The following is a 23,975-nucleotide window of genomic DNA, read 5'->3' on the forward strand; positions in this document are numbered from 1 at the left end:
GCGGCAAGGCAGCTGGCGCTGGAGTGCGCCGCCGCCGCGCCCAATCAGCAGGCCTTGCCCGGTCAGGCCGTGCACTTCGCCAGCCAGAAAGTCCTGCAAGCCTGCCGGGCGGGCCGGATTGCAATGGCGCGTTTTTAATTAAGAACAGGAGCGAATTCAGGCAGGCTTTAAACCTGTCTTGCGCACATTCCACTAGGACCTCATGCTATGGATACAGGAGCGAATATAGACCGCCCAGAGGGCTACGCCCGCCACTGCTTGGCTTGCTGCTGGGCGCGCCACAGGGCGGCGTAGCGGCCGTTTTTTTGCAGCAGCTCTTCGTGCGTGCCCGCCTCCAGCGCGCGGCCCTGGTCGATCACGATGATTTGCCGCGCGCCCACGATGGTGGACAAGCGGTGCGCGATGACGATGACGGTGCGCTCTTGCACCAGGGTTTCAATGGCGCGCTGCACGGCGCATTCGCTTTCGGTGTCCAGCGCCGCCGTCGGCTCGTCGAGCACGACGATGGGCGCGTTTTTGAGCAGGGCGCGTGCGATGCTGATGCGCTGGCGCTCGCCGCCCGACAAGCGCCCGCCCGCTTCGCCGATGCGCGTGTGCCAGCCTTGCGGCAGGCGTTCGATGAAGTCCAGGCACTGGGCGGCGCGGGCGGCCTGCCTGACTTCTTCGTCGCTGGCTTCGGGGCGGGCCATGCGGATGTTGGCCAGCACGGTGTCGTCAAACAGGTAAACGTCCTGAAAGACGACGGAGATCAGGCGGTTGAGCGTTTCGGGCGCGATGTGGCGCACGTCCACGCCGCCAATGCGCACGCTGCCCGCCTGCGCGTCGGCGTGGCGCATGAGCAGGCGGGTGACGGTGGTTTTGCCCCCGCCCGAGGGGCCGACGAAGGCGGTCATGCTGTGCGCGGGCAGCGTGGCGCTAAAGCCGGAAAGCACCTTGGGGCCGCCGCTGGCGTAGGCAAAGTCAATGCCTTCAAGGGCGATGTCAAAGCGCAACGGCGTTTGCCCGGGCGAAAGCTGGGGCAGCGGCGGCACGGCCAGCAGGGCTTCGATGCGCTCCAGCGCGGTTTCCATCAAGTCCAGCGTGGACGTGAAGCTGATGAAGCTGGAAAGCGGCTCGGCAAAGCGCGCCAGCATCACGGCCACGGCGGCCAGCACGGCCACGTTCAGGCTGCCCTGCACGGCCCAGCTCACGCCAGCGGCCATGACCAGCAGCAGGCCCACTTCCACCACGCTGGCAATCAGCACATTGGGCTGGCTGCCCTTGCGCTGGCTTTCGGCTTGCAATTGCTCCAGCCGCGCGAAGCTTTGCTGCAAATGCGCCGCGCGCGCACCGGCGCTGCGCGCGGCGCGCAGCACGGGCAGGCCCTGCGTGTACTCCAGCACGTCGCCGCTGCAACGGGCATTGGCCTGGGCCAGCGCCCGCATGCCGCGCGCGTAGGCCCGCCTGCGCCAGCGGTACAGCGGCGCCAGCGCCGGAAACACCAGCAGCATGGCCAGCCCCAGCCGCCAGTCCCAGGCCAGCAGCGCCAGCCCCGCCGCCAGCGGCGTGATGACGGCCTGCGCCAGCAGGTTGAACACGATGAGCGCGTGGTTCAGGTGCTCGTCCACATTGCCCAGCACCACGGCATTGACTTCGCCCGTGCGCTTGTCCTGCAACTGCAACAGGGGCATGCGCCGCAGCTGCTCGCCCAGGCGCAGGCGCAGGCGGTGGCCCACTTCGGCCATTTGCCCCGTGTAGTCAAAGCCTTGCGCGCGCCAGCGCAGCACATGCGCGGCCAGCCCCAGCGCCGTCAGCGCCCACAGCCAGGGCAGCGCCTGCCGCCAGCGGGCATCTGCCGCACTGCCTGCCGCGCTGCTGGCCACACTACTTGGCATATCGCCCGCTTCCGGCAGCAGCGCCACAAACAGCGGCGCCATGCACGCCAGCGCCAGCCCCTGAAGCGCAGCCGCCAGCCCCAGCCCGGCAATGCTGCGCCGCAAGGCCGCCGCATGCGGCCCGGCGCTGCGCATGAGCCGCTGCCAGGTCTGGCGCAGGGGCGTGACGGATTCGGCGGCCGTGTCCACGGATTCAGTGACGTTCATGGCGTTTTCCCCATATCAAATATTTTTTGGCTCCAGGCTTTATTCAACCGCATTGCCATTCATAGAACACTTTTGAAAAATCGCGCCGGCGCAAATCATGCGGGCGAATGAAGAAACGGCAGACTCCCAAATCGCCCCACATCACGCCATTTTCCCTGTCACTGTCGATTTGCAAAAGCAGCGCGTAATCCCTATATTTGTCTCCGCGCATGTCTTCCTGCACGCTATTACAATAACCGCCCAGCCGGTGGCCGCTCCAATCCAGCGTTTCGTTAAAAGTCTCGGAAAATTCTTCGCGCAAAACGGCAATGGCAGTATTCGGACCAATCGAATTGTCTATATCCGGCACGCCCTGTCCAGTGAATTTCAGGCCGGGTTCATCCAGCGAAGCAAATTTCTGCTGCAAATCAAAGCGCATGGCGCAAGGGCTTGTGAATGGCATTTGAAACTGTATTTCAGAAGGCGCAAACAATCTCCTGAACCAGCTTTTCGATTCAGGTTTGGGTTGGTCATTCAAAAAACCGAAATCATGATTCAGCCCGGCGGCTTCCAGCAAAGGAGCCGGGTGATAGATGACGCGAAACCCGTCCGGCCGGGCCGGATCGTCAAGGTTCATGCCCCACATATCCTGTATTCCAGTGTTGCAGGCAATATAAAACTGCAAAATTCCCTCTTCCGGAAAATCCGGCAGGGGCGGCGTTTCGGCAAAATTGATTTGCGCCAGCAAATGCAACGGGCGGCCTTTTGCATTGCGCGGGTATTCCATGTCTTTCGGCCAATAGGGCTGTCCGCCCAGCTTGCTTTGCCAAAGAGTCAAATTTGCGGCAGGCAGCAGAGTGATTTCCGCGCAGGGCCGGGCCGTGGCGCAAATGCTGTCCTTGTAGGGCCGCAGCGCGGGGTGGTTCAGCAAATCAGGCGTGTGGTTCATGGCTGCGGCTGGGTACGTCGTGGCAAAACCATCCATCCGGTAAAAACGGGCCGTGGTGGTTTATTTTCATGGTTTCAAAAAAATTCCCACGCATACAGCACTTTTGAAAAATCGCGCTGGCGCAAATCATGCGGGTGAATATAAAAATGGCAAATGCCGCTGCCATGCCGCATCACGCCATTGGGCGCATCACAATCTATCTGAAGCAGCAAAACATGATCCTGATACGGGCCGCCCAGGCGCCATTTTTCTTGCAGAATATTGGCATACCCGCCCAGGCGATGGCCTGACCAGTCCAGACGGTAAAATGCTTCCAAAAATTCACTAGTGATATTTTCCGCGTCCATTGGCAGCCATCCGGGCGCAAGAAAAACGCCATTCGCTTCTTCAAGCGAAGCATATTTTTGTTGCCGCTCAAACCGCATGGCGCATGCGTGTTCAAAAGGCAATCCAGGCCGTTGCGAATGCCAGAAAGCCGCCAGCCTTTGCAGAATATGGTTTGATCTTGGCGTTTGCCGCGCTTGCGCCAGAAACCGGAAATCCTGCAACAGCCTATCCTGTTCATGCTCAATATCTGCGTGATACACCACGCGAAAGCCTTGCTGATCAGCCGGATTTTCCGCATTCATGCCCCACATCTTTTCAATCCCGTCATTGCGCGAGATGAAAAACTGCAAAATCCCGTTTTCCGGGAAATCCGGCAGGGGCGGCGTTTCGGCAAAATTGATTTGCGCCAGCAAATGCAGCGGGCGGCCTTTCGCATTGCGCGGGTATTCCATGTCTTTCGGCCAATAGGGCTGTCCGCCCAGCTTGCTTTGCCAAATCGTCAAATTTGCAGCAGGCAGCAGGGTGATTTCCGCGCAGGGCCGGGCCGTGGCGCAGATGCTGTCCTTGTAGGGCCGCAGCACGGGATGGTTCAGCAAATCAGGCGTGTGGTTCATGGCTGCGGCGCGGGGCGAGCGGCGTTTTCATGCGCGGGCAGGCTCCATTGCCGGGCCTGCTGCCAGCTTTGCCACAGGCGCGCATAGACGCCGCCTTGCGCCAGCAGCGCCTCATGTCGGCCTTGTTCGGCCAGCCGGCCTTGCTCGAACACGAGGATTTGGTCGGCATCTTCCACGGTGGAAAGCCGGTGCGCCACCAGCAGCACGGTTTTGCCTTTCATCAGCTCTGAGAGGGCAGCCACCAGCGCGGCTTCGTTTTCGGGGTCGGCAAAGGCCGTGGCTTCGTCCAGCACCAGGATGGGCCGGTTTTGCAAGATGGCGCGGGCAATGGTGATGCGCTGGCGCTGCCCGCCCGAGAGGAACACGCCGCGCTCACCGGCCAGCGTGTCGTAGCCCTGGGGCAGTTCGCTGATGAATTCGTGCGCTTGTGCGGCGCGGGCGGCGTTTTCCACGTCTTGCTGCGTCGCTTCGGGGCAGCCCAGGCGGATGTTGTTGGCAATGGTGTCGGCAAAGAGGAAGGTGTCCTGAAAGACGAAGGCCACTTGCTGCATGAGGGTGTCGCTGGCGATGCGGCGCACGTCGGCCCCGCCCACGCGCACGCAGCCTTGCGATGCGTCCCAAAAGCGCGGAATGAGCCGCGCGACGGTGCTTTTGCCCGCGCCGGAGGGGCCGACCAGCGCCGTGACGCTGCCTGCCGGGGCGGTGAAGCTGACGCCTTGCAGGGCGGGGGCGGCGTCTTTGCCTTCACCGCCCGTGCTGCCCGCATCGCCCTCGCTTGCGCCGTAGCTGAAGCTGACGTTTTCAAAGGCCACGCTGGCGTCTTGCGGCTGCTCGCCAGGCGCGGGCGGCTCGGGCAGGGGCGGCTCGCCGAGCACTTGCTGGATGCGGTGGATGCTGAGCTTGGCGGCATCGATCAGGTGGTAGAGCACCATGAAGGGCATCATGGCCTCGGCCATGCCCGCGCCAATGAGCAGCGCGGCCACCCACACGCTGAAAGCCAGCTTGCCGGCTGCCAGCCACCAGCCGCCCAGCCACAGCAGCGCCGCCAGCGTGGGCAGGGCCGAGAGCACCGTCATGGAAAAGCGCGCCGAAAAGCCCAGCCGCGCGTACCACTCCTTGAGCACGGCCAGATACGCCGCCAGCGCGGCCTGGTAGCGCCCGAAGCTGGCGCTGCCGCTGTCAAACGTGCGCACCACAGGCATGGCCTGCACGAATTCAACAATGCTGGCGGCCACCTGCTCGCGCGCGGCGTTGTAGCGCTCGTTCATGTTCAGCTCGCTGCTTTTGCGCATGAGCAGGCCCATGACGGCAAAGCCCAGCGCGGGCACGGCCAGCGCCGCCAGCGCCAGCCGCCAGTCCAGCCACAGCAGCGCCGCCAGCGTGATGAGCGGCGCGGCGTAGGCGCGCGCGTAAAGCGGCGTGGAATCGGCCACGAACACATGCAGCGCCTTCACGTCGTCAAACATCACCTTGGCCAGCGGCCCCGCGCCCAGCGCCTGCACGCGCCCCAGCGGCAGACGGGCCACATGCGCGGCCAGTTGCGAGCGCAGCAGCACTTCCAGCCGGAAGGCGGCGTAGTGCGACTGGTTGAACGCCGCCTGCCGCAGCACATAGGCCGCCACCGTGCTGCCCAGCAGCGCCAGCATGGGCGGCCAGGGCCACTGCCCCGGCGCGGCCAGCAGCGCATGCAGCACCTGCGCCAGCAGCGCCAGCGACAGCACCGACAGCGCCGCCGAGGCGCAAGCCAGCCCCATCGCAAAGCGGATGCGGCCGCGCACGGGGTCCATGATGCGCCAGGGGTTGTCCGGCGCGGCAGGCGGGGGAGCGGATGAGGAATTGGGCGCAGCCGCCCGCGCGGCGGCGGGCGGGGCTGAAGGCGCAGATAGAGGCGCAGATGAAGGCGCAGATATGGGTGCTCGGTTTGGTTCCATTGCTTGCATGTCTCCTTCCAGCAGCAGGCGGCGGCCGGCCACGGGCCGATGCCGCCGCAAGAGCCAGCTCAAAGTCCGTTCCGCAGGCGCGCAAGTGCGGCCTTGGGCGCTCGCGGGGCTTGCCTATCTCCGGCGAGCCACACCGCACAAAACCTGTCCGCGCCTTGCGGCCTGCCCCGGTCCGCAGCCTTTCACGGCCAGACGCTGAACCGGCTCCAAAACAGAGCCATTCTCACCCAGACCCAACGCCCGCGCGGGAAAAACCCATGCCGCAGCCGGAAATTTTCCGCCGTGGCGCATGAGCGAAGCGGCCTCGTTTTCCGCTTCTGAAAAGATAGCGTGATGTCCTGGTGCAGAAAGCGCAGGAGCCTTTTTGATGGCCCCTGAATTCGCTCCTGTTTTTGTGTGCTGATGCGCGGCTTTCGTGTTGGCCGTGAACCCCGCGCTTGCGGCCAGTTCGTGAGCCGGTGCGGCTGACGGCTGCCGCAGGGCTTGCCCGGGCTGCCGGGCTGCATCAGAAACAGGAGCGAATCCAAGGTGCTGAAATGGCGCTTTGCGCAGATTCCACTAAGACCTCATGCTATGAATGAAGGAGCTAAAAACCGGCTGATTCCGCCTCTGGCGCCGCCTTGCTCCCTGGGCGTTCGCGCGCGGGGCGCTTCTGAAGCGCTTGCCGGATGAACCGGACGGCCGCGCCGGGCCGGTTGCGTCAGGCGGGCGGCTGGGCGCCGCTTTTCGCGCGGCAGGCGGCGCACTGGCCCTTGACTTCCACGCTTTGCGCGGCAAAGCCGGTGTCGTGCAGGGCTTCGTCCAGCGCCTGGGCCACGCGCGGGTCGCTGCACTCGGTGGTGCCGCCGCATTGGGCGCACACCAGCATGACAATGTGCGCGTGCGGCGCGTGCGGGCCTTCGTGCTGGCACAAAACAAAGGTGCTGTTGGCGGCGACTTTGTGCGCCAGGCCCTGCTCCACCAGAAAGTCCAGCGCGCGATAGACCGTCATGGGCGCCACGCCCGGCTGGCGGGCCTGCATGTCGGTGAGCAGGTCATACGCCTTGGCCGCGCCGCCCCGGCGGATCAGCAGCGAGAGCACTTCCGTGCGCACGGGCGTGAGCTGGCTGCCTTGCGCGGCGCAGCGCGCCTGGGCGGCGGCCAGCTGGCTTTTCTGCGCGGGGTTGAGCGCGATGGCGCGGCGGCGGGCGGGGCGTGGGGCGGGGCTGCGGCTCATGTGGGGAAAGAGTGGTTTTTTGAAGGGGCGCGGGCCTGGGGGCTGCGGCTACAGGCCGCCCAGGCACACGTATTTCATTTCAAGGTATTCGTCCAGACCGTGCGCGGAGCCTTCGCGGCCCAGACCCGATTGCTTGACGCCGCCGAAAGGGGCCGCTTCGTTGGAGATCAGCCCCGTGTTCACGCCCACCATGCCGCATTCCAGCGCTTCGCTGACGCGGAACACGCGCGCCACGTCGCGGCTGTAGAAGTAGCTGGCCAGGCCGAATTCCGTGGCGTTGGCGGCGGCGATGGCCTCGGCCTCGGTTTCAAAGCGGAACACGGGCGCCAGCGGGCCAAAGGTTTCCTCGCGCGCGCAAAGCATGTCGGCGCGGGCGTGGGCGATGACGGTTGGCTCGAAAAACCGCCCGTGCAGCGCGTGGCCGCCTGCGGCCAGCCGGCCGCCTTTGGCCAGCGCGTCGTCCACGTGCTGCTGCACTTTTTGCAGCGCGGCTTGATTGATGAGCGGGCCGATTTCCACGCCCGGCTCAAAGCCGTTGCCCACCTTGGCTGCGCGCGCGCGTTCGGCCAGGCGGCTGACGAATTCGTCATACACGCCCGCCTGCACGTAAAAGCGGTTGGCGCACACGCAAGTCTGGCCCGCGTTGCGGAACTTGCTGGCAAAAGCGCCCTGCACGGCGGCGGGCACATCGGCGTCGTCAAAAACAATGAAAGGCGCGTTGCCGCCCAGCTCCAGCGCCAGCTTTTTCACCGTGGGCGCGCACTGCGCCATGAGCACGCGGCCCACTTGCGTGCTGCCGGTAAAGCTCACATGGCGCACCGCCTCGCTTTCGCACAGCGCCTGGCTGTAGGCCGCCGTTTGCGTGCCGGTGATGACGTTGAGCACGCCAGCGGGCAGGCCCGCGCGCGCGGCCAGCTCTGCGGCGGCCAGGGCCGTCAGCGGCGTGAGCTGCGCGGGCTTGATGACCACGGGGCAGCCCGCCGCCAGCGCCGGGGCCACCTTGCGCGTGATCATGGCCAGCGGAAAGTTCCAGGGCGTGATGGCCGCGCACACGCCTATGGGCTGGCGCATGACCAGCAGGCGCTGGCCGGGCGCGGGCGCGGCGGGCATTTCGCCGCTGGCGCGCCGGGCCTGCTCGGCAAACCACTGCACAAAGCTGGCGCCGTAGGCCACCTCGCCCAGCGCCTCGGCCAGCGGCTTGCCCTGCTCGGCGGTCATGATGCGGGCCAGGTCTTGCCGGTGCTGCATGAGCAGCTCAAACCAGCGCAGCAGCGCCGCGTGCCGCGCTTTGCCCGTGAGCGCGCGCCAGGCGGGCCAGGCCGCTTCGGCGGCGGCAATGGCCTCGCGCACTTGCCCGGCCGACACATCCGCCACGTCGGCCAAATGCCGCCCCGTGGCCGGGTCCGTGACCGCAAAGCGGCCCGCGCCAGAGCGCCACTGGCCGTTGATAAAAGCATCGGTTTTCAGCAGGGCCGGGTCTTGAAGCTGGGCAAGGGGCATGGCAGTTTTCATCCAGAGAAGGCAAGGGGGCCGAGCAAGAGGCAGGAATGGCCCGGATTGTAGAAATCCGCCCCGCCAGGCCAGGCCCGTTTCACGCGCCGCGCCAGCCGCCCGGGCACAGCCTGAAGCCCGCCGGATTTCGCTACTTCTTCAATAGCGGCAAAGCCCGTTGAACCTTGCGAGGAAGGGTCTTTTCGGGACCTTGAATTTGCTCCTGAAAAAGAGCAAAACAGAGGGGGATCAAGCAAGAAGCTCCATGCGCCGCGCCCGGTGCCTGAAACGTTTCCGAATGCCTGCATGGTGATGGGGCATTGCCATGCGGCATTTCCAGGCGGTTTTTGCCCCGGATGGGCCGGGCCGTTTCGGCAGGTTTTCGGGGCCGCCCATCAGGCGGCGGCAAAAAAAATCAACCCCGCCGGGGCTGACGGGGTTGAATGGCGGCGCGCCGGGCCGCTGCGTTTCAAGTGAAAAGGGGAATGAATGGAAGAAAACCCGCTTGCCCCGGCCATATGGCCGCAGTCCATACGGCATGCAGGCCCTTCAATTCCCCATCAGGCCGTTTGCGCAATATCTATTCAAGCATCAGAAGCGATGTTGAATGCCGAGGCCGTAGTTGTTTTTGTTCCCCAGCCGAAGGTAATCGGCGTAAACAAAAGTGCGCTTGGACAAGGCATATTTTGCCTCCACCACGCCCTCTGTGTATTTCTTGTATTTCTGGATCATATTCTGATAGTGAACTTCACTCTTGCGCTGGCGTTGCAATTCAATTGCCAGCGAAATATTATCAAACTTAACAGAACCACCAATACTGAAACCGGCCAATTTAATATTACCCCCGCCAGGAAGTGGCGTGGCAAGCTGTGCATTACGGGTATCATAATATCCAGCCGACAGGGCAAACATACCAAAATCATATTTAGCACCCAAGGCATAATTAGCCTTGGCATCCTGAATCTTGTTGTATGCAATACCCGCCGCAAGCGGGCCATTTTCATAAGTCAAATTCAGGTCATATTTGGCCTTGTCGCCGTGATCGCCTTTGGCGATAAAAGCGACTTCGGCACTGAATCCACCCAATACGGGTGTTTTATAGCTAAATTGACTATTAGAGCGTGCCCAACGTCCCGCAGCTCCATAACGTTGCAAAGATGGAGAATAGCTAGCATCGCCCACAATGCTCCATTTCGTTATTGCGTTATAGCTGGGCGTTTCAGAACGTCCCATCTTGAATTGCCCAAACCCGCCTTCCAACCACAAATGGGCGGCGCGGCCATAGGTTTCATTCCCCTGCCTTAAAAATCCGTTGGCGGAAGCCGTTGCGCCATTTTCCATATTGACGTATTGCTCCAGCCTGAAACCCGCTTTCAGACCGCCACCCAAATCCTCAATACCCCGGAAACCGATATAGCTAGTTGCGTTATTTACCACATCACCGCTAATCATCCCCGTTTTCTGCCCACTCATTTTCCCAATCCCCACATCCGCCACGCCATACAGCGTGACCGAAGATTGGGCGTATGCAGCGCTGCAAAGCAGCGTCAAAACGGCCAGGGCCGGCAGACTCTTTTTCATTTGGATTTCCTTTCCAATCAAGTTCAATGGTGAATAAACCCTTTGCAGGGCGCGAAAAACGGTGTGCATTAAATCACAGTCTTGTTCACGCGCCAATAGGCCAGGCCCGTAAAAACGCGAAGCCGCGCCGCCATTTGCCCGCGCCAATCTCTTTTCCCGGGCGGCGCCGGGGCCTGCACGGCAGGTGTTGCGCTTTTTCAACCGGGCCAGGGCCGGAAATCCGTTTGAAGCCTGTCCGCAGGCGCAGGCAGCGCCCCGGTTTCACAGCAGGAACCCGGGCCAATTCAAGGCCCGGGAATCACCCCTGCCGCACGGTTTGGCGGGCTTTGCCGCCATCGAACAAATAGCGGTATGAGCGACGGTTCTCTGGGAGCGGGCGCTGAAAGGATTCCGGGAAGCCGCTTTCCCGCGCCAGTTTTCAGTGCCGGGCGGCGGCATCCGGGCGTCCGCGCCACGCAAGCGCCCCGCGCGCTGGCCGGGCCGGGCGCCGTTTGCTGATTCAGCTTCTTTATTCGTAGCAGCATGTCCCGGTGGAATAAGCGCAGACGGGCATTTCAGGCCCCGTTGATCTGCTCCTGTTTTTGCTTCGTTCTGGCGAGTGGCGCGGCGCTTGAAAGCGCTGCTCCGGCCTTCCGCCGTGCCAGGCGGACGCGGGTCTGCCGCCGCGCGCTGCGGCTATTTGCCGACGCGCATGGTTTATGTTTGTTTCAATCGTCGTCATAATCTGCGCGGCGTATCAAACCGCAACCGCCTTGGCGCGCTTGCTTTTTTCTTCAAGGAAATCACAACGTGGACATCACCCAGCTGCTGGCCTTCAGCGTCAAGAACAAGGCCTCTGACTTGCACCTGTCTGCCGGCCTGCCGCCCATGATCCGCGTCAATGGCGACGTGCGCCGCCTCAATGTGGAGCCGCTGGAGCACAAGGAAGTGTTCGCCATGCTCTACGACATCATGAACGACACCCAGCGCAAGGTGTATGAGGAAAACCTGGAGGTGGATTTTTCGTTCGAGATTGAAGGGCTGGCGCGCTTTCGCGTGAATGCCTTCAACCAGTACCGGGGCGCGGCGGGCGTGCTGCGCACCATTCCCAGCAAGATTCTGACGCTGGAGCAGCTGAACTGCCCCAGGATTTTTGGCGACCTGGCGCTCAAGCCGCGCGGGCTGGTGCTGGTGACGGGGCCAACGGGTTCGGGCAAGTCCACCACGCTGGCGGCCATGATCAACCACCTCAACGAAACCGAATACGCCCACGTGCTGACGGTGGAAGACCCGATCGAGTTCGTGCACGAATCGAAAAAGTGCCTGATCAACCAGCGTGAAGTCGGCCCCATGACGCACAGCTTCTCCAACGCCCTGCGCTCGGCGCTGCGTGAAGACCCGGACGCCATTCTCGTGGGCGAAATGCGCGACTTGGAAACCATCCGCCTGGCCATGACCGCTGCCGAAACGGGCCACCTGGTGTTCGGCACGCTGCACACTTCCAGCGCCGCCAAGACCATCGACCGCGTTATTGACGTGTTTCCGGCCGAAGAAAAGGAAATGGTGCGCGCCATGCTGTCCGAGTCGCTTCAGGCCGTGATTTCGCAGACGCTGTGCAAGAACAAGGACGGCTCCGGCCGCGTGGCCGCGCATGAAATCATGATTGGCACGCCCGCCATCCGCAACCTGATCCGCGAGGCCAAGGTGGCGCAGATGTACTCGGCCATCCAGACCGGGCAGTCGCTGGGCATGCAGACGCTGGACCAGAACCTCACCGAGCTGGTGCGCCGCAACGTCATCAGCGCGGCCGAGGCGCGCTCCAAGGCCAAGATTCCTGAAAACTTCCCCGGCTGATCATCTCCGGCCGCCTTCCCGGTTCATCCACTTTCTCCCGCACGCACATGGAACGCGATCAGGCCAGCAAATTCATCAACGATTTGCTCAAACTCATGCTCACCCGCAAGGGCAGCGACTTGTTCATCACCGCCGACTTTCCGCCCGCCATCAAGGTGGACGGCAAGGTCACCAAGCTTTCGGCCCAGCCGCTCACGCCCGCGCACACGCTTACCCTCGTGCGCTCGGTCATGAGCGACAAGCAGGCCGCCGAGTTTGAAGCCACCAAGGAATGCAACTTCGCCATCTCGCCTGCGGGCATCGGGCGCTTTCGCTGCAATGCCTTCGTGCAGGCGGGCAAGGTGGGCATGGTGCTGCGGGTCATTCCGCAGGAGCTGCCCACCATCGACACGCTGGGCATGCCGCAAATCCTGAAAGACGTGGCCATGACCAAGCGCGGCCTGGCCATTCTGGTGGGCGCCACCGGCTCGGGCAAGTCCACCACGCTGGCGGCCATGGTGGACTGGCGCAACCTCAACAGCTACGGCCACATCATCACCGTGGAAGACCCGGTGGAGTTCGTGCATCCGCACAAGAACTGCATCGTCACCCAGCGTGAAGTGGGGCTGGACACCGAAGGCTGGGAAGCCGCGCTGAAAAACACCCTGCGCCAGGCGCCCGACGTCATTTTGATGGGCGAAATCCGCGACCGCGAGACGATGGAGCACGCCGTGGCCTTCGCCGAAACCGGCCACCTGTGCCTGGCCACGCTGCACGCCAACAGTTCCAACCAGGCGCTGGACCGCATCATCAACTTCTTCCCCGAAGAGCGGCGCGCCCAGCTGCTGATGGACTTGTCGCTGAACCTGCGCGCGCTCATTTCGCAGCGCCTGATTCCGCGCGAAAGCGGCAAGGGCCGCATTGCCGCCGTTGAAATCATGCTCAACACGCCGCTGATTTCCGACCTCATCTTCAAGGGCGAAGTCACTGAAATCAAGGAAATCATGAAAAAGAGCCGCGAGCTGGGCATGCAGACTTTCGACCAGTCGCTGTTCGACCTGTTTGAAGCCCACCTCATCAGCTACGAAGACGCCCTGCGCAACGCCGACTCGGCCAATGACCTGCGCCTGCAAATCAAGCTCTCCAGCCAGCGCGCCAAGACGCTTGACCTGGCCGCAGGCACCGAGCACCTCGAAATCATGTAGGCCCAGCCCGCCTGCTGGCCAGCGCCGCCGCGCCCAAAGGCTGGCAGGCGCTGCGCAACGGGCCGGCGCAGGCCGACGGGCGGCATCAAAAACAGGAGCAGATTCAAGGGGCGAAAACACCGTCCCGCGCTGGCTGCACTAGGACCTCATGCTATGGATGCAGTAGCAAATAAAGCCGGTTAAATAAAGCCGGTTTTTGTGCCGCCCGCACGCGATCTGTCCGTCCGCCTGCGCCTGGCGCCTTGCCGGAGAGCCTGCTTGCAATCCGGCCCTGAAAACCCGCGCCGCCAGCGCCGCAACCCCTGCCGCCGGGCAGGCCGCCAGACGGGCGCCGCGCCCTAGAATCCGCCCCATGCCCGACGACGCGCCGCAGTCTTTCAACCTCACCAACCATTTTTTGATTGCCATGCCGGGCATGGAAGACCGCTTTTTCTCGCGCAGCGTGGTCTATGTGTGCGAGCACAGCGCCAAAGGCGCGCTGGGGCTGGTGGTGAACAAGCCGGGCGATGTCACGCTTTCAGACCTGTTCGAGCAGCTGGATCTGCCCCTGCCCAGCGCCGGCATGGGCGCGCGGCAGGTTTACATGGGCGGGCCGGTGCAAACCGAGCGCGGCTTCGTGCTGCACGACCCGGTGCGCGCGGATGAACTCAAGGCCGACGAAACGGCTTATTCCTCCACGCTGATCGTGCCCGGCGGGCTGGAGATGACCGTCTCGCGCGACGTGCTGGAAGCCGTTTCCCTGGGCGGCGGCCCCCGGCGGCTGATGGTGATGCTGGGCTATTCCGCATGGGATGAGGGGCAGCTCGAATCGGAGATGGCTGACAACAGCTGGCTGACGGTACAGGCCACGCCCGACATCATTTTTGACGCGCCTGCCGAGCAGCGCTACGAGCAGGCGCTGGGCCTGCTGGGCTTGCAGGCATGGTCAATCACGCCCGGCGCAGGCCACGCATGAGCGGCGGCGCTTCTTCCCCCGTGGCGGCCTGCGCCGTTTCCTTCATGGCCTTTGATTTCGGCCTCAAGCGCACGGGCGTGGCCACGGGCAACCGCATCACCCGCAGCGCCACGCCGCAAGGCGTGATCCGCGCCGAAGGCAAGGCGCGCTGGCCGCTGGTGGCCGAGCGCATCGCCCAGTGGCAGCCCGACGCGCTGGTGGTGGGCGTGCCTTTTCACCCCGATGGCGCGCCGCATGAAAACACCGCGCGCGCGCGCCAGTTCGCGCGCCAGCTGCGCGGGCGCTTTGGCCTGCCCGTGCATGAGGTGGACGAGCGCTACAGCACCACGGAGGCGCGCGAAGAAATGCACACGATGGGCGCGAAAGACGTGGACGCGGCCAGCGCCGCCATCATCCTGGAACAGTTTTTGAGGAGCCTTCCATGACCGCAAGCCTGGCACTCGATGCCGAATCGCTTTACGCCGAGCTACGCCGCGCCGTGCAGCCGCTCATGGGGCCGCACACGCGGCTGGCGGGCGTGATCTCCGGCGGCTGGTGGCTGGCCGAGCGCCTGCATGCCGATCTGGGCCGCGAGGGCGAGCCGGGCGCGGTGTCTTCCGCCCTGCACCGCGACGATTTCGCCAGCCGGGGCCTGAGCAGCAGCGGCCAGACGCGCCTGCCCTTTGAAGTGGACGGCAGCGACATCCTTTTGCTTGATGACGTGCTGCACACGGGCCGCACCATCCGCGCCGTGTTGAACGAGCTGTTTGACTATGGCCGCCCCGCCCGCGTGCGCCTGGCCGTGCTGGTCGATCGCGTCGGCCGCGAGCTGCCCGTGGCCGCTGACGCCGCTGCGGCCCGCGTGGCCCTGCCTGCCGCGCAGTCCCTGGCGCTGGCGCGCGATGAAAACGGGCGCTTCGAGCTGAACGTGCGCCCGCGCTGAACCTGACCGGCCCCCTTCCCTTCTTCCTGCACTGCCTTGCGCCGCCATGCCAAACACACCCAACCCCCAGCTCAACAAAAACGGCGAGCTGATTCACCTGCTGTCCACCGAAGGGCTGCCGCGCGAAGTCATCACGCACATTCTCGACACGGCCTCGCAGTTCGTGAGCGTGAACGACCGCGAAGTCAAGAAAGTGCCCCTGCTGCGCGGCAAAAGCGTGTTCAACCTGTTCTTTGAAAACTCCACGCGCACGCGCACCACTTTCGACATCGCGGCCACGCGCCTGTCGGCAGACGTTTACACGCTGGACATCGCGCGCTCATCCACCGCCAAGGGCGAAAGCCTGCTGGACACCATCGCCAACCTCAGCGCAATGGCCGCCGACATCTTCGTGGTGCGCCACGGCGAAAGCGGCGCGCCCTACCTGGTGGCGCAGCACGTGGCCCCGCACGTGCACGTGGTCAATGCGGGCGACGGCCGCCACGCGCATCCCACGCAGGCGCTGCTGGACATGTACACCATCCGCCACTACAAAAAAGACTTCTCCAGCCTCACGGTGGCCATCGTGGGCGACGTGCTGCACTCGCGCGTGGCGCGCTCTGACATCCACGCGCTCAAAACCCTGGGCGCGGGCGAAGTGCGCGTGGTCGGCCCCCGCACGCTCGCGCCCGCCGATTTCGCCGCAATGGGCGCGCGCGTGTTCCATGACCTGGAAGAAGGCATCCGCGACTGCGACGTCATCATCATGCTGCGCCTGCAAAACGAGCGCATGAGCGGCGCGCTGCTGCCCAGCAGCCAGGAATATTTCCGGCGCTTTGGCCTCACGCCCGAGCGGCTGCGGCGCGCCCGGCCCGACGCCATCGTGATGCACCCCGGCCCCATCAACCGGGGCGTGGAAATCGACTCCGCCGTGGTCGATGGCGGCCAAAGCGTCATCCTGCCGCAAGTGACTTTCGGCATCGCCGTGCGCATGGCGGCGCTGAGCATCGTGGCAGGCAACGCCGCCTGAAAACCTGTTCGGAAAACAGGCTCTCCGAAGCGCCCGCAACCCCCTCTTTCTTCGCAGCACCATGAAACTTCTCATTGAACAAGGCCGTGTGATTGACCCGGCCAGCGGCCGCGACGAAGTGGCCGACATCGCCATTGCCGCAGGCCGCATCGTCGCCATCGGCAAAGCGCCCGGCAGTTTCACGCCCGACCGGCGCCTGAACGCCGCAGGCTGCATCGTCGTCCCCGGCCTGATCGACCTGTGCGCGCGCCTGGGCGAGCCGGGCAACGAACACGCCCGCATGCTGGAAAGCGAAGTGGGCGCGGCCATTGCAGGCGGCGTCACCAGCCTGGTTTGCCCGCCCGACACCGACCCCGTGCTCGACGAGCCGGGCCTGGTTGAAATGCTCAAGATGCGCGCCGAGCGCCTGCACCAATCGCGCGTGCTGCCGCTGGGCGCGCTCACGCGCGGCCTGGCCGGCGAGCAACTCACCGAAATGGCCGAACTGACCGAAGCCGGCTGCATCGCCTTCGGCCAGGCCGACGCCCCCCTGATCAACACGCAAGTGCTGCACCGCGCCCTGCAATACGCCAGCACCTTCGGCTACGCCGTCTGGCTGCGCCCGCAAGACGCCTGGCTGGGCGCGGGCGTGGCCGCCAGCGGCGCCATCGCCAGCCGCATGGGCCTGGCCGGCATCCCCGCCGCCGCCGAAACCATCGCCCTGCAAACCCTGCTGGAGCTGCTGCGCGCCTTCGGCGCCGGCCACGCGGGCAGCCCGCGCGTGCACATCTGCCGCCTCTCCAGCGCCAAAGGCGTGGCGCTGCTGCGCCAGGCCAAGGCCGAAGGGCTGAACATCACCGCCGACGTCAGCATCAACTCCCTGCACCTGAGCGACGAAGACCTGGGCTACTTCGACTCCGCCGCCCGCCTGCTGCCGCCGCTGCGCCAGCCGGCCGACCGCCAGGCGCTGTCCGACGCCCTGGCCGACGGCACGATCGACGCGCTCGTCTCCGACCACACCCCCGTCACCGCCGACGCCAAAACCCTGCCCTTTGCCCAGGCCCAGCCCGGCGCCGCCGGCCTGGAGCTGCTGCTGCCCCTGGCCCTGCGCTGGGGGCAAGCCCCGGGCGGCCCCGGCCTGCGGCGCGCGCTGCAAGCCATCACCAGCGGCCCGGCCCACGTGCTGGGCGCCGCCCTGGGTTCGCTGCAAGCCAGCCTGGGCCGCCTCACCGAAGGCGGCATGGCCGACGTGTGCGTCTTCAACCCGCAAGCGCGCTGGCCCATCGACCCCGCCCAACTGCGCAGCCAGGGCGCAGCCACGCCCTTTGCCCGGCAAGAAGCCACAGGCCAGGTGCGCTTCGCGCTGGTCGGCGGGCAAGTGGCGTTTGAAGCCTGAAAACCCGGCCGCAAGACAGCCCGCAGACGCGGCCGTGAATGCATGAAGCGAGATAAGCCGTCCGCCGCTCTGTTTTCGCTCCTTCATTCATAGCATTGGGTCCTAGTGCAGAAAGCGCAGAGAGGCATTTCGGCCCCCTCGAATTTGCTCCTTTTTTGATGCGCGTTCAGCCATAAAATAAATACAACTACCAGTATGTAAGCGCATATAAGCGCTCTACTGCCGAACGCCTGCCGCAAAGCCACGATGTGCGCTCCCGTTTCACTTGACCCAAAGTGAGTTTTTTCATCACGGCGACAGGCGTTCATTTCCCATCAGCAGCCCGGCCAGACTCCGCCGATTGGGACGCCGTGCTCTACCTGGCGGCCCGCCGATCTGGTGGTTTCAAAGGACGGGGCCATTTCCATTGACAGGGCTACAGAGGAAATCAATGGCCGCAACATGCTCAAGGGCGAAAACAACCGCTCGGGCGTCACGATTGGCGTGGGCGTGGATCTGGGGCAGCAGGCCCCGGAAGCTTATAAAGACCGACTGCGCAATTTCGGCATCAAGCAAGAGCTGATAGCCAAGCTGGAGCCTTACATGGGGCTGATCCGGGGCCAGGCCATAGAAAAGCTGAAGGAAAAACCGCTGAGCCTGAGCAAGCAGGAAGTGGAGCAGGTTGTCGCGGAAATGAAAAATGAAATGCTCAAAGACCTTGTCAGGGAATATAAAGATCTGACAGCAGATATAAAAAAGCACAGGGATTTCAAGGAACTCGCCATTGAGGAGCAAACCATTTTGTTTTCGAGAAAATGGCAGAACGGAAGCCTGAGACCTGCAGCATCACAATCCATCGCCCGATCTTTCTCTCTGGGCCTGGTTCGGGACGCGCTTGACAAGCTGGTTCCTGCCAATTATCCGGGGCAGGAAAAACGAATCGACAAGGAGCATGATTATCTTGAAGCCTGGCTGTCTTGCATACATGAAGAAAGACACAAGGTAAAGCCTGAAGGACAGGAGGCAAAGTAAATGCAACGAATGCTTTGGGCCATGCTGCTTGCCTTGGCGTGCTGCGGCGCCGCCGCAAAGGGCAAGAAGGCGCATTTTTATTATCCACGCCTGGAAGGCACTTATGTCATGGTCAAAAGCATTCCCCCTCCGACAGACGATGCCGAAATATCGGACTCAACCTTCTTTGAAGGGCAGAAAATATCCTTCGTACGCCATGACGATTTTTTGAATATTATCCGCACACCAGGGAGGAAAGAAGCAATCACGAGATGCTGTTTTATCCGCCATTTTCCGACTCGATGTGCCGCCAGACAACTTGGTATCACTGGTGCAGGGATGAACATCGGCGAATGCCGCAGAATCTCATACAGAGAAATATCGGCGTTATTATCTATGACGCTGACGATGATGACTTGGCGGCCATCAGCAAGCTATTGAAGCCCTATGGCATCACTCCGGAGCGGCAAAACTACATGGTCAGTTTCACTGGAGGTTCAGGCTCAGGCTATACCTTTTATTTCGCCGGCCGCGACATACTGATTAATTCAACGTACCGCAAGCAGGAGAAAGATGGGAAAGAGCATTTCACCAGCATCGTCCAGATTTTCAGAAGAACCAGCTCCACGGTCAAAACCTGGGATGGCGATTTCCGCGTTCCGGCCGCAAAGAAACCGTCTGGGCGGTGAGCTGGGGCCGTGAAAGCGCGGACCGGAGCGGGGCGCAAGGCGCGGCCGGATCTTGCGGCCCGGCGAGGATTGGCAAACGCCGCAGGGCGCCCGGTTCTGCGTTTTTCGCATCACGGACAGATTGCGAACAGGCTCCGGGAATGGCTCTTTGCCCTGGAGCCTGCATCCAAAACAGGAGCGAATTCGAGCACGTCAAAATACCAGTCCGCGCACATTCCACTAGGACATAATGCTATGGATAGAGGAGCTAAAGCTCCTGCTGCATTCAGTCCTGTTCAGAAATCCATCGTTGCCGAAAGCCGCAGTGTGCGCGGCTCGCCCATGGCCAGGCTGGCGAAGTAGGGCTTGGTCCAGTAGGCGCGGTTGGCCGCGTTGGACAGCGTGGCGCGCAGGGTGAGCGGGCGGCCCGCCACGCGCGTGGCGTAGCGCGCGCCCAGGTCGATGACGGCGCGGCCGGGGATGGACAGCGCGTTGTCCGCGCTGAGGTATTGCCGCGATGCGGCGGCGGCATGGGCCGTGAGCGTCAGGCCCTGCGCGGCGGGCCAGGCCGTGCCCGCGTCCCATTCCACGCCCAGCTTGGCCTGCCACCTGGGCACGCCCGTAGCCTGGCGGCCTTCGTGGGCGGCCTGGGCGGCGTGAATCACCTTAGCCTGCGTCCAGGCCAGGCCGCCCATCAGGCGCAGGCCGGGCCGGGCTTGCCCGAAAAAGCCCCATTCCACGCCCCGGTTGCGCTGCATGCCGCCGAATGAGAAGAAGTTGGTGAGCAAGTCGGTGTAGCTGCCGGGCCGCCTGATTTCAAACACGCTGAAGGTGTGCGCGAATTCGCCCAGGTCGAGCTTGAGGCCCGCTTCTTTTTGCCGCGTTTTGAAGGGCGGGAAAGCCTGGCCCGCGTTGGCGGCGGTGGCGGGCGCGATGGCCCCTTGGCTCAAGCCCTCTGCGTAGTTGGCGTAGAGCGATATGCGGCTGCCGGCCTTGTAGAGGATGGCGACAGAGGGCGTGGTGGCGCTTTGGCTGTAGCGCGCGCCCAGCCGCGCGCCGCTTGCGCCGCTGAAGGTGGCGCTTTTCACCTGCTGGCGGCGCGCGCCCAGCGTGATTTGCAGGCGCTCTTGCATGAAGGAGAGCGTGTCGGCTGCGCCGATGCTGGACAGGCGCGTGTCGGTGCGGGTGATGGCCGGGGCGGGGCTGGACAGCGCCACTTGCGGCCCCCACGCGGGGTGGTAGAGGCTGGTGGTCCAGCCGCCGGGCAGCAGGCCCATGGCACCGTTGAGGCGGTAGTTTTCGCTGTAGTGCGTGAGCTGGAGCGCGAGCTGGTGGCCCACGGCGCCCGTGTGCAGCCGGCCTTTGAGGCCCGCTTCGGCGGAGCGCCTTCGGGCCGTGTCGGCCACGCCGCCGAAGTTCAGGCGCATGTCGCCCGCTGCGTTGATGACTTGCCCGATGCCCATGAGCGTGTCAAACGCCGTGTGGCTGGCGCCCGCTGCGGCCCAGGCCGTCAGGTTTTGGCCCCAATCGAACTCGCCGCGCAGCATGGCCCCTTTGTCCACGCTGTCGTAATAGGCCCAGGGCGGGTTCCATGACACATCGGGCCGGGGCGGCGCGGGCACGGCCAGGCCGGGCGCAAGCGTCAGCCCGCGCGTCATGCCCTTGACGCGGTCTTGCGTGCGGTACAGGTCGGCCGAGACGCGGGCGCGCCCGCCCGCGCCGCGCCAGTCCAGCCCCAGCGAGGCCAGCGTGGCTTTCTTGCGCTGCGTGTTCACGGCGGTTTCGCCGTTGCGCCAAACGCCGTTGAAGCGCACGCCGAACTGCTGCTGTTCGCCCAGGCGGCGGCCCACATCCACATGGCTGCCGAAGTGGCTGTCCGACTGGTAAATGGCCTTGACGCGCGCCAGCGGCTCGCTGCCCGCACGCTTCGGAACCAGATTGACCGCGCCGCCCGTGGTGCCCTTGGGCGGCATGCCGTTGAGCAGGGCCGATGGCCCCTTGAGCACTTCCACGCGCTCCAGCATCTCGGGCGCGTTGCGGAAGTAGGCGGCCATGCCCGGCAGGCCGTTGAGCATCACGTCGGCCACGAGCGAAGGCAGGCCGCGAATCGTGTAGCTCTCGTTGCTCTCGCCCGGAGCGCCGCTGGCAAACACCGCCGGATCATTGCGGGCGATGACTTCGCTCACGTCGCCCGCCTGGCTGTCTTCCATGAAGCTTTCGGTGTAGGCGATGGTGGAAAACGGCGTTTCCATGAAGTCTTTGCCGCCCAGCAGGCCCAGGCGGGCGCGCGTGGCCACGTGGCCGCCCGCGTAAACGGGCGCAGCGGCGGTTTCCTGCACTTTCACCTCGGGCAGCGTGGCGGGCTGCTTCGCGTTCTCCGCTGGCGCTGTTTGCGCTGTTTGCGCCGTCTGCGCCGATGCGGCCGCCGCCGCCAGCGCCAGGGCGGACAGCAGCGCCCTTTTGCCCCGCGTCGATTTGGAATGGAATGGCTTCATGTGATGCTCCTGCAACGTGAACGAAAGCAGCCCGTCAGGGCTGCGGACTGATTTAGTTGCATCATATTAAACTAATTCTCGAAACGGGCCTGATTTCGATCCTTTATCCATAGCGTGATGTCCTGGTGGAATCTGCGCGGAAGCTGTTTTTCGCTGCCTGGATCCGCTCCTTTTTTCGAGGCGCCTCAAGCTGCCGTGGACAATCCGCCCCGCCATGCCGCAGCGGCATGGCCCAGCAAAGAAGGCATTCCATGAGCAACGAGCCGCCAGCCCCCGCGCGGGGCCGCCCCCGCACCCTGACCCGCGAACGCATTGCCGAAGCCGGCATGCAAATCGGCCTGCCCGCCCTTACCTTCACCGGCGTGGCCAGCGCGCTGGGCGTGAGCCACGTGGCGCTTTACAAGCACGTGCCGAATCTGGAAGAACTCAAGCGCCTGGTGGCCGCCGAAATTTTTGAGCGCTGGCAAATGCCCCCGCTGCCGCAAGAGGGCGCAGAAGGCGGCGGCGCGGACGGCGAAAAGGGCGAAAAGGGCGAAAAGGGCGAAAAGGGCGAAAAGGGCGAAAAGGGCGAAAGCGGCAAGGGAAGCGGTGATCTGGAGGCCTACCTGCTGGCCTTCACCCACTCGCTGCGTGAACTGGCCCGGGCGTATCCGGGGCTGGCGCCCTGGCTCATCCGCCGCGCCGCCGCCACGCCCGCCATGACGGCGCGCATTGACGAGCACCACGCCCAGGTGGCGCGCGCTTTCGGCATCTCCAAGGAAGACGCGCGCCAGACGCTGGCGATGGTGGCCTTTCACTGCATCGCCGTGGCCGACACCGTCTGCGCCACGCCTGAAGCGCCGCACGCCAGCGCGCAGGAAAACAGCGCGGACAGGGCCGAGATCGAAGCCGATTTCGAGCGCGGCATGCGCGCGCTCATTGCCGGCGCGCTGCTGCGGCTGGGCCGCACTGCCGCGCCGCCAGATTGAATTGGCCCGCCGCCCGCGCTACTTGCGCCCCCGCAGCACGCGCAGCAGCTCATCGAGCAGCAGGCCCGCCACGCCAGCGGTGATGGCCATGTCGGCCACGTTGAAGGCCGGAAAGTGGCCGTGGTGGAACAGGCCGTTCAGAAAACGCCAGTGAAAGTCCAGAAAGTCCACCACGTAGCCGTGGACCACGCGGTCAATCACGTTGCCAATGGCCCCGCCCAGAATCATGCTGAGCGAAAAGGCAAACAGGCGCTGCCCGCCATGCCCGCGCAGCAGGGCCACGATGAACAGCGCCGCCGCCGCCCCCAGCCCGGTGAACAGCCAGCGCTGCCAGCCGCCCGCCTGCGCCAGAAAGGAAAAGGCCGCGCCCGTGTTGTGCGCGCGCACGACGTTGAAAAAGCTGGTGACGGACGTGACATCGCCCAGCCGGTAATGGCCCACGATGAGCCATTTGGTGAACTGGTCCAGCACGATGACGAGCGCGGCCAGCAGGAGCCAGAAGGCCAGGGAGGTTGATTCGTTTTTCAAGGCAGTGTGTACAGGCCGTGTTCACGCAGCCCGTCAGAGTCAAAGCAGCGGCTGATGGCCCGGAAATAAAGCGGGTTCTGGTGAGCGAAGTGCTGATAGACAGCGTAGGCCACCAGATCCGCCAGCTGAATGAGGCGCGAGCTGGCCGAGTCCAAAAAGAAAGGGACTTCCGCGTAGTTGCGGGTGCGCCCCCACTGGTGGCCGCTGTATTTGAATTCGCGCGCGATGGATTGAATGGTGAGTTCGTTGCTGGCCTTGTCAAACAGAATGAGGCCGCGCTGCGCGGGCTGCTTGCGGATGGCCGCCTTGCGGTTCAGGCGCGTGAGCATCTGGTCAAAGCGGGCGCTGATTTGCTCGAAGGCCAAGTCAATGGGCTGTTTGCCGGCGGGCGTTTTTTCGCGCTGGATGACGGCGGCAAACAGGCGCACGCCGTATCCGTGGCGCTGGCTGATGGCGGCATGCAACGCGTCGGCAATGGCCTGCTCTCTCCGTGCGCGTTCCACGCGCCGCCAGCGGCCATTGCCCTTGTGCATGGGATTGCCGTGCAATTCCACCGCGTGAGGCTCATCGGCGCTGAAACGCGCGGCGATGTCATTGAGGTCCTGCTCGATCCAGTGGGCCTGCCGCTCTGGCACGCTGACGCCTGCCAGCACGAACCAGGGCAGGCGCGGGTCGTTGCCCGATTCGTCCAGGTACAACAGATACATGCGGGAGTGGGATACGAAAGCGGGCCGCTGCATGGCGGCCCGCAAAAAAAGAAGGGGCAGGCGGGCTGAATCCCGACGCCCCGCAGAAAAGGCGGTGCTCCTGACCCTGAAGGGCGCTGATTCTACCGGCCCCGTTGAACGCCATGCCGCTGAAAGAGCCGGA

The 23,975-nt window shown here is 64.2% G+C and carries 21 protein-coding genes; 11 read left to right on the forward strand and 10 right to left on the reverse strand.

Annotated elements, in window-relative coordinates:
* Positions 1-242: 242 nt before the first annotated feature.
* The 7 genes from ADJ79_RS03590 to ADJ79_RS03620 form a co-directional block, all read right to left on the reverse strand.
* Positions 243-2,081 (reverse strand): ABC transporter ATP-binding protein, encoded by a 1,839-nt coding sequence (locus tag ADJ79_RS03590; protein WP_050714823.1) that lies wholly within the window; start codon positions 2,079-2,081, stop codon positions 243-245.
* 43 nt (positions 2,082-2,124) lie between these two features.
* Complete coding sequence (locus tag ADJ79_RS03595; RefSeq protein WP_050714824.1) at positions 2,125-3,009, reverse strand: YwqG family protein; 885 nt, start codon at positions 3,007-3,009, stop codon at positions 2,125-2,127.
* Positions 3,010-3,083: 74 nt separating this feature from the next.
* Positions 3,084-3,950 carry a YwqG family protein gene (locus ADJ79_RS03600; RefSeq protein WP_050714825.1) on the reverse strand — a complete coding sequence of 289 codons (867 nt, stop codon included), beginning with the start codon at positions 3,948-3,950 and terminating at the stop codon, positions 3,084-3,086.
* Positions 3,947-5,737 carry an ABC transporter ATP-binding protein gene (locus ADJ79_RS03605; protein WP_050714826.1) on the reverse strand — a complete coding sequence of 597 codons (1,791 nt, stop codon included), beginning with the start codon at positions 5,735-5,737 and terminating at the stop codon, positions 3,947-3,949. The genes ADJ79_RS03600 and ADJ79_RS03605 overlap by 4 nt, the downstream gene beginning before the upstream one ends.
* A gap of 853 nt (positions 5,738-6,590) precedes the next feature.
* Positions 6,591-7,106, reverse strand: coding sequence for a Fur family transcriptional regulator (locus ADJ79_RS03610; RefSeq protein ID WP_050714827.1), 516 nt, complete (start codon positions 7,104-7,106; stop codon positions 6,591-6,593).
* Between the two features lie 48 nt (positions 7,107-7,154).
* On the reverse strand, positions 7,155-8,606 hold the full coding sequence (locus ADJ79_RS03615; RefSeq protein WP_253273862.1) for an NAD-dependent succinate-semialdehyde dehydrogenase: 1,452 nt from the start codon (positions 8,604-8,606) through the stop codon (positions 7,155-7,157).
* Between the two features lie 582 nt (positions 8,607-9,188).
* Positions 9,189-10,379, reverse strand: coding sequence for a porin (locus ADJ79_RS03620; RefSeq protein ID WP_156304006.1), 1,191 nt, complete (start codon positions 10,377-10,379; stop codon positions 9,189-9,191).
* A gap of 588 nt (positions 10,380-10,967) precedes the next feature.
* Here ADJ79_RS03620 and ADJ79_RS03625 point away from each other — a divergent pair.
* From ADJ79_RS03625 to ADJ79_RS03665, 10 genes are all read left to right on the forward strand, one after another.
* On the forward strand, positions 10,968-12,011 hold the full coding sequence (locus ADJ79_RS03625) for a type IV pilus twitching motility protein PilT (protein ID WP_050714830.1): 1,044 nt from the start codon (positions 10,968-10,970) through the stop codon (positions 12,009-12,011).
* A 47-nt stretch (positions 12,012-12,058) separates the two neighbouring features.
* Positions 12,059-13,195 carry a PilT/PilU family type 4a pilus ATPase gene (locus tag ADJ79_RS03630; RefSeq protein WP_050714831.1) on the forward strand — a complete coding sequence of 379 codons (1,137 nt, stop codon included), beginning with the start codon at positions 12,059-12,061 and terminating at the stop codon, positions 13,193-13,195.
* Between the two features lie 352 nt (positions 13,196-13,547).
* Positions 13,548-14,150 carry a YqgE/AlgH family protein gene (locus ADJ79_RS03635; protein ID WP_050714832.1) on the forward strand — a complete coding sequence of 201 codons (603 nt, stop codon included), beginning with the start codon at positions 13,548-13,550 and terminating at the stop codon, positions 14,148-14,150.
* On the forward strand, positions 14,147-14,575 hold the full coding sequence (ruvX, locus tag ADJ79_RS03640) for a Holliday junction resolvase RuvX (protein ID WP_050714833.1): 429 nt from the start codon (positions 14,147-14,149) through the stop codon (positions 14,573-14,575). Before ADJ79_RS03635 ends, ruvX begins: the two co-directional genes overlap by 4 nt.
* Complete coding sequence (gene pyrR / locus ADJ79_RS03645) at positions 14,572-15,072, forward strand: bifunctional pyr operon transcriptional regulator/uracil phosphoribosyltransferase PyrR (RefSeq protein WP_050714834.1); 501 nt, start codon at positions 14,572-14,574, stop codon at positions 15,070-15,072. Before ruvX ends, pyrR begins: the two co-directional genes overlap by 4 nt.
* Before the next feature lie 46 nt (positions 15,073-15,118).
* A complete protein-coding gene (locus tag ADJ79_RS03650) occupies positions 15,119-16,081 on the forward strand; it encodes an aspartate carbamoyltransferase catalytic subunit (protein WP_050714835.1) in 963 nt (320 codons plus the stop codon).
* A 61-nt stretch (positions 16,082-16,142) separates the two neighbouring features.
* Positions 16,143-17,456, forward strand: coding sequence for a dihydroorotase (locus ADJ79_RS03655; protein WP_050714836.1), 1,314 nt, complete (start codon positions 16,143-16,145; stop codon positions 17,454-17,456).
* Positions 17,457-17,897: 441 nt separating this feature from the next.
* A complete protein-coding gene (locus ADJ79_RS03660; protein WP_050714837.1) occupies positions 17,898-18,467 on the forward strand; it encodes a pesticin C-terminus-like muramidase in 570 nt (189 codons plus the stop codon).
* On the forward strand, positions 18,468-18,887 hold the full coding sequence (locus tag ADJ79_RS13970) for a hypothetical protein (RefSeq protein ID WP_156304007.1): 420 nt from the start codon (positions 18,468-18,470) through the stop codon (positions 18,885-18,887). It abuts the gene before it with no gap.
* Positions 18,863-19,135, forward strand: coding sequence for a hypothetical protein (locus tag ADJ79_RS03665; RefSeq protein ID WP_156304008.1), 273 nt, complete (start codon positions 18,863-18,865; stop codon positions 19,133-19,135). Before ADJ79_RS13970 ends, ADJ79_RS03665 begins: the two co-directional genes overlap by 25 nt.
* Positions 19,136-19,410: 275 nt before the next feature.
* Here ADJ79_RS03665 and ADJ79_RS03670 read toward each other — a convergent pair whose 3' ends face one another.
* Positions 19,411-21,609 (reverse strand): TonB-dependent siderophore receptor, encoded by a 2,199-nt coding sequence (locus ADJ79_RS03670; protein ID WP_050714839.1) that lies wholly within the window; start codon positions 21,607-21,609, stop codon positions 19,411-19,413.
* A gap of 251 nt (positions 21,610-21,860) precedes the next feature.
* Here ADJ79_RS03670 and ADJ79_RS03675 point away from each other — a divergent pair, with 251 nt between their 5' ends.
* A complete protein-coding gene (locus ADJ79_RS03675; protein ID WP_050714840.1) occupies positions 21,861-22,577 on the forward strand; it encodes a TetR/AcrR family transcriptional regulator in 717 nt (238 codons plus the stop codon).
* 18 nt (positions 22,578-22,595) lie between these two features.
* On the opposite strand, the gene lspA is transcribed toward ADJ79_RS03675, so the two are convergent.
* Together lspA and ADJ79_RS03685 are read right to left on the reverse strand one after the other, a co-directional pair.
* Positions 22,596-23,105, reverse strand: a complete 510-nt coding sequence (lspA, locus tag ADJ79_RS03680; protein WP_050714841.1) for a signal peptidase II — start codon at positions 23,103-23,105, stop codon at positions 22,596-22,598.
* Entirely contained in the window at positions 23,102-23,812 is a 711-nt protein-coding gene (locus tag ADJ79_RS03685; RefSeq protein WP_050714842.1) for a DUF3800 domain-containing protein, read from the reverse strand. Before ADJ79_RS03685 ends, lspA begins: the two co-directional genes overlap by 4 nt.
* Between the last annotated feature and the right edge of the window lie 163 nt (positions 23,813-23,975).

Source organism: Ottowia sp. oral taxon 894, from assembly GCF_001262075.1.
In the GTDB taxonomy this organism is placed as follows: domain Bacteria; phylum Pseudomonadota; class Gammaproteobacteria; order Burkholderiales; family Burkholderiaceae_C; genus Ottowia; species Ottowia massiliensis.

Coding starts and splice junctions, on each gene's coding strand:
- ruvX (WP_050714833.1), top strand. CDS start 14,147: ATGAGCGGCGGCGCTTCTTCCCCCGTGGCGGCCTGCGCCGTTTCCTTC.
- ADJ79_RS03595 (WP_050714824.1), bottom strand. CDS start 3,009: ATGAACCACACGCCTGATTTGCTGAACCACCCCGCGCTGCGGCCCTAC.
- ADJ79_RS03655 (WP_050714836.1), top strand. CDS start 16,143: ATGAAACTTCTCATTGAACAAGGCCGTGTGATTGACCCGGCCAGCGGC.
- ADJ79_RS03660 (WP_050714837.1), top strand. CDS start 17,898: ATGCTCAAGGGCGAAAACAACCGCTCGGGCGTCACGATTGGCGTGGGC.
- ADJ79_RS03685 (WP_050714842.1), bottom strand. CDS start 23,812: ATGTATCTGTTGTACCTGGACGAATCGGGCAACGACCCGCGCCTGCCC.
- ADJ79_RS03670 (WP_050714839.1), bottom strand. CDS start 21,609: ATGAAGCCATTCCATTCCAAATCGACGCGGGGCAAAAGGGCGCTGCTG.
- ADJ79_RS03650 (WP_050714835.1), top strand. CDS start 15,119: ATGCCAAACACACCCAACCCCCAGCTCAACAAAAACGGCGAGCTGATT.
- ADJ79_RS03600 (WP_050714825.1), bottom strand. CDS start 3,950: ATGAACCACACGCCTGATTTGCTGAACCATCCCGTGCTGCGGCCCTAC.
- ADJ79_RS03635 (WP_050714832.1), top strand. CDS start 13,548: ATGCCCGACGACGCGCCGCAGTCTTTCAACCTCACCAACCATTTTTTG.
- ADJ79_RS03630 (WP_050714831.1), top strand. CDS start 12,059: ATGGAACGCGATCAGGCCAGCAAATTCATCAACGATTTGCTCAAACTC.
- pyrR (WP_050714834.1), top strand. CDS start 14,572: ATGACCGCAAGCCTGGCACTCGATGCCGAATCGCTTTACGCCGAGCTA.
- ADJ79_RS03675 (WP_050714840.1), top strand. CDS start 21,861: ATGAGCAACGAGCCGCCAGCCCCCGCGCGGGGCCGCCCCCGCACCCTG.
- ADJ79_RS03615 (WP_253273862.1), bottom strand. CDS start 8,606: ATGCCCCTTGCCCAGCTTCAAGACCCGGCCCTGCTGAAAACCGATGCT.
- ADJ79_RS03610 (WP_050714827.1), bottom strand. CDS start 7,106: ATGAGCCGCAGCCCCGCCCCACGCCCCGCCCGCCGCCGCGCCATCGCG.
- ADJ79_RS13970 (WP_156304007.1), top strand. CDS start 18,468: ATGCAACGAATGCTTTGGGCCATGCTGCTTGCCTTGGCGTGCTGCGGC.
- ADJ79_RS03605 (WP_050714826.1), bottom strand. CDS start 5,737: ATGGACCCCGTGCGCGGCCGCATCCGCTTTGCGATGGGGCTGGCTTGC.
- ADJ79_RS03590 (WP_050714823.1), bottom strand. CDS start 2,081: ATGAACGTCACTGAATCCGTGGACACGGCCGCCGAATCCGTCACGCCC.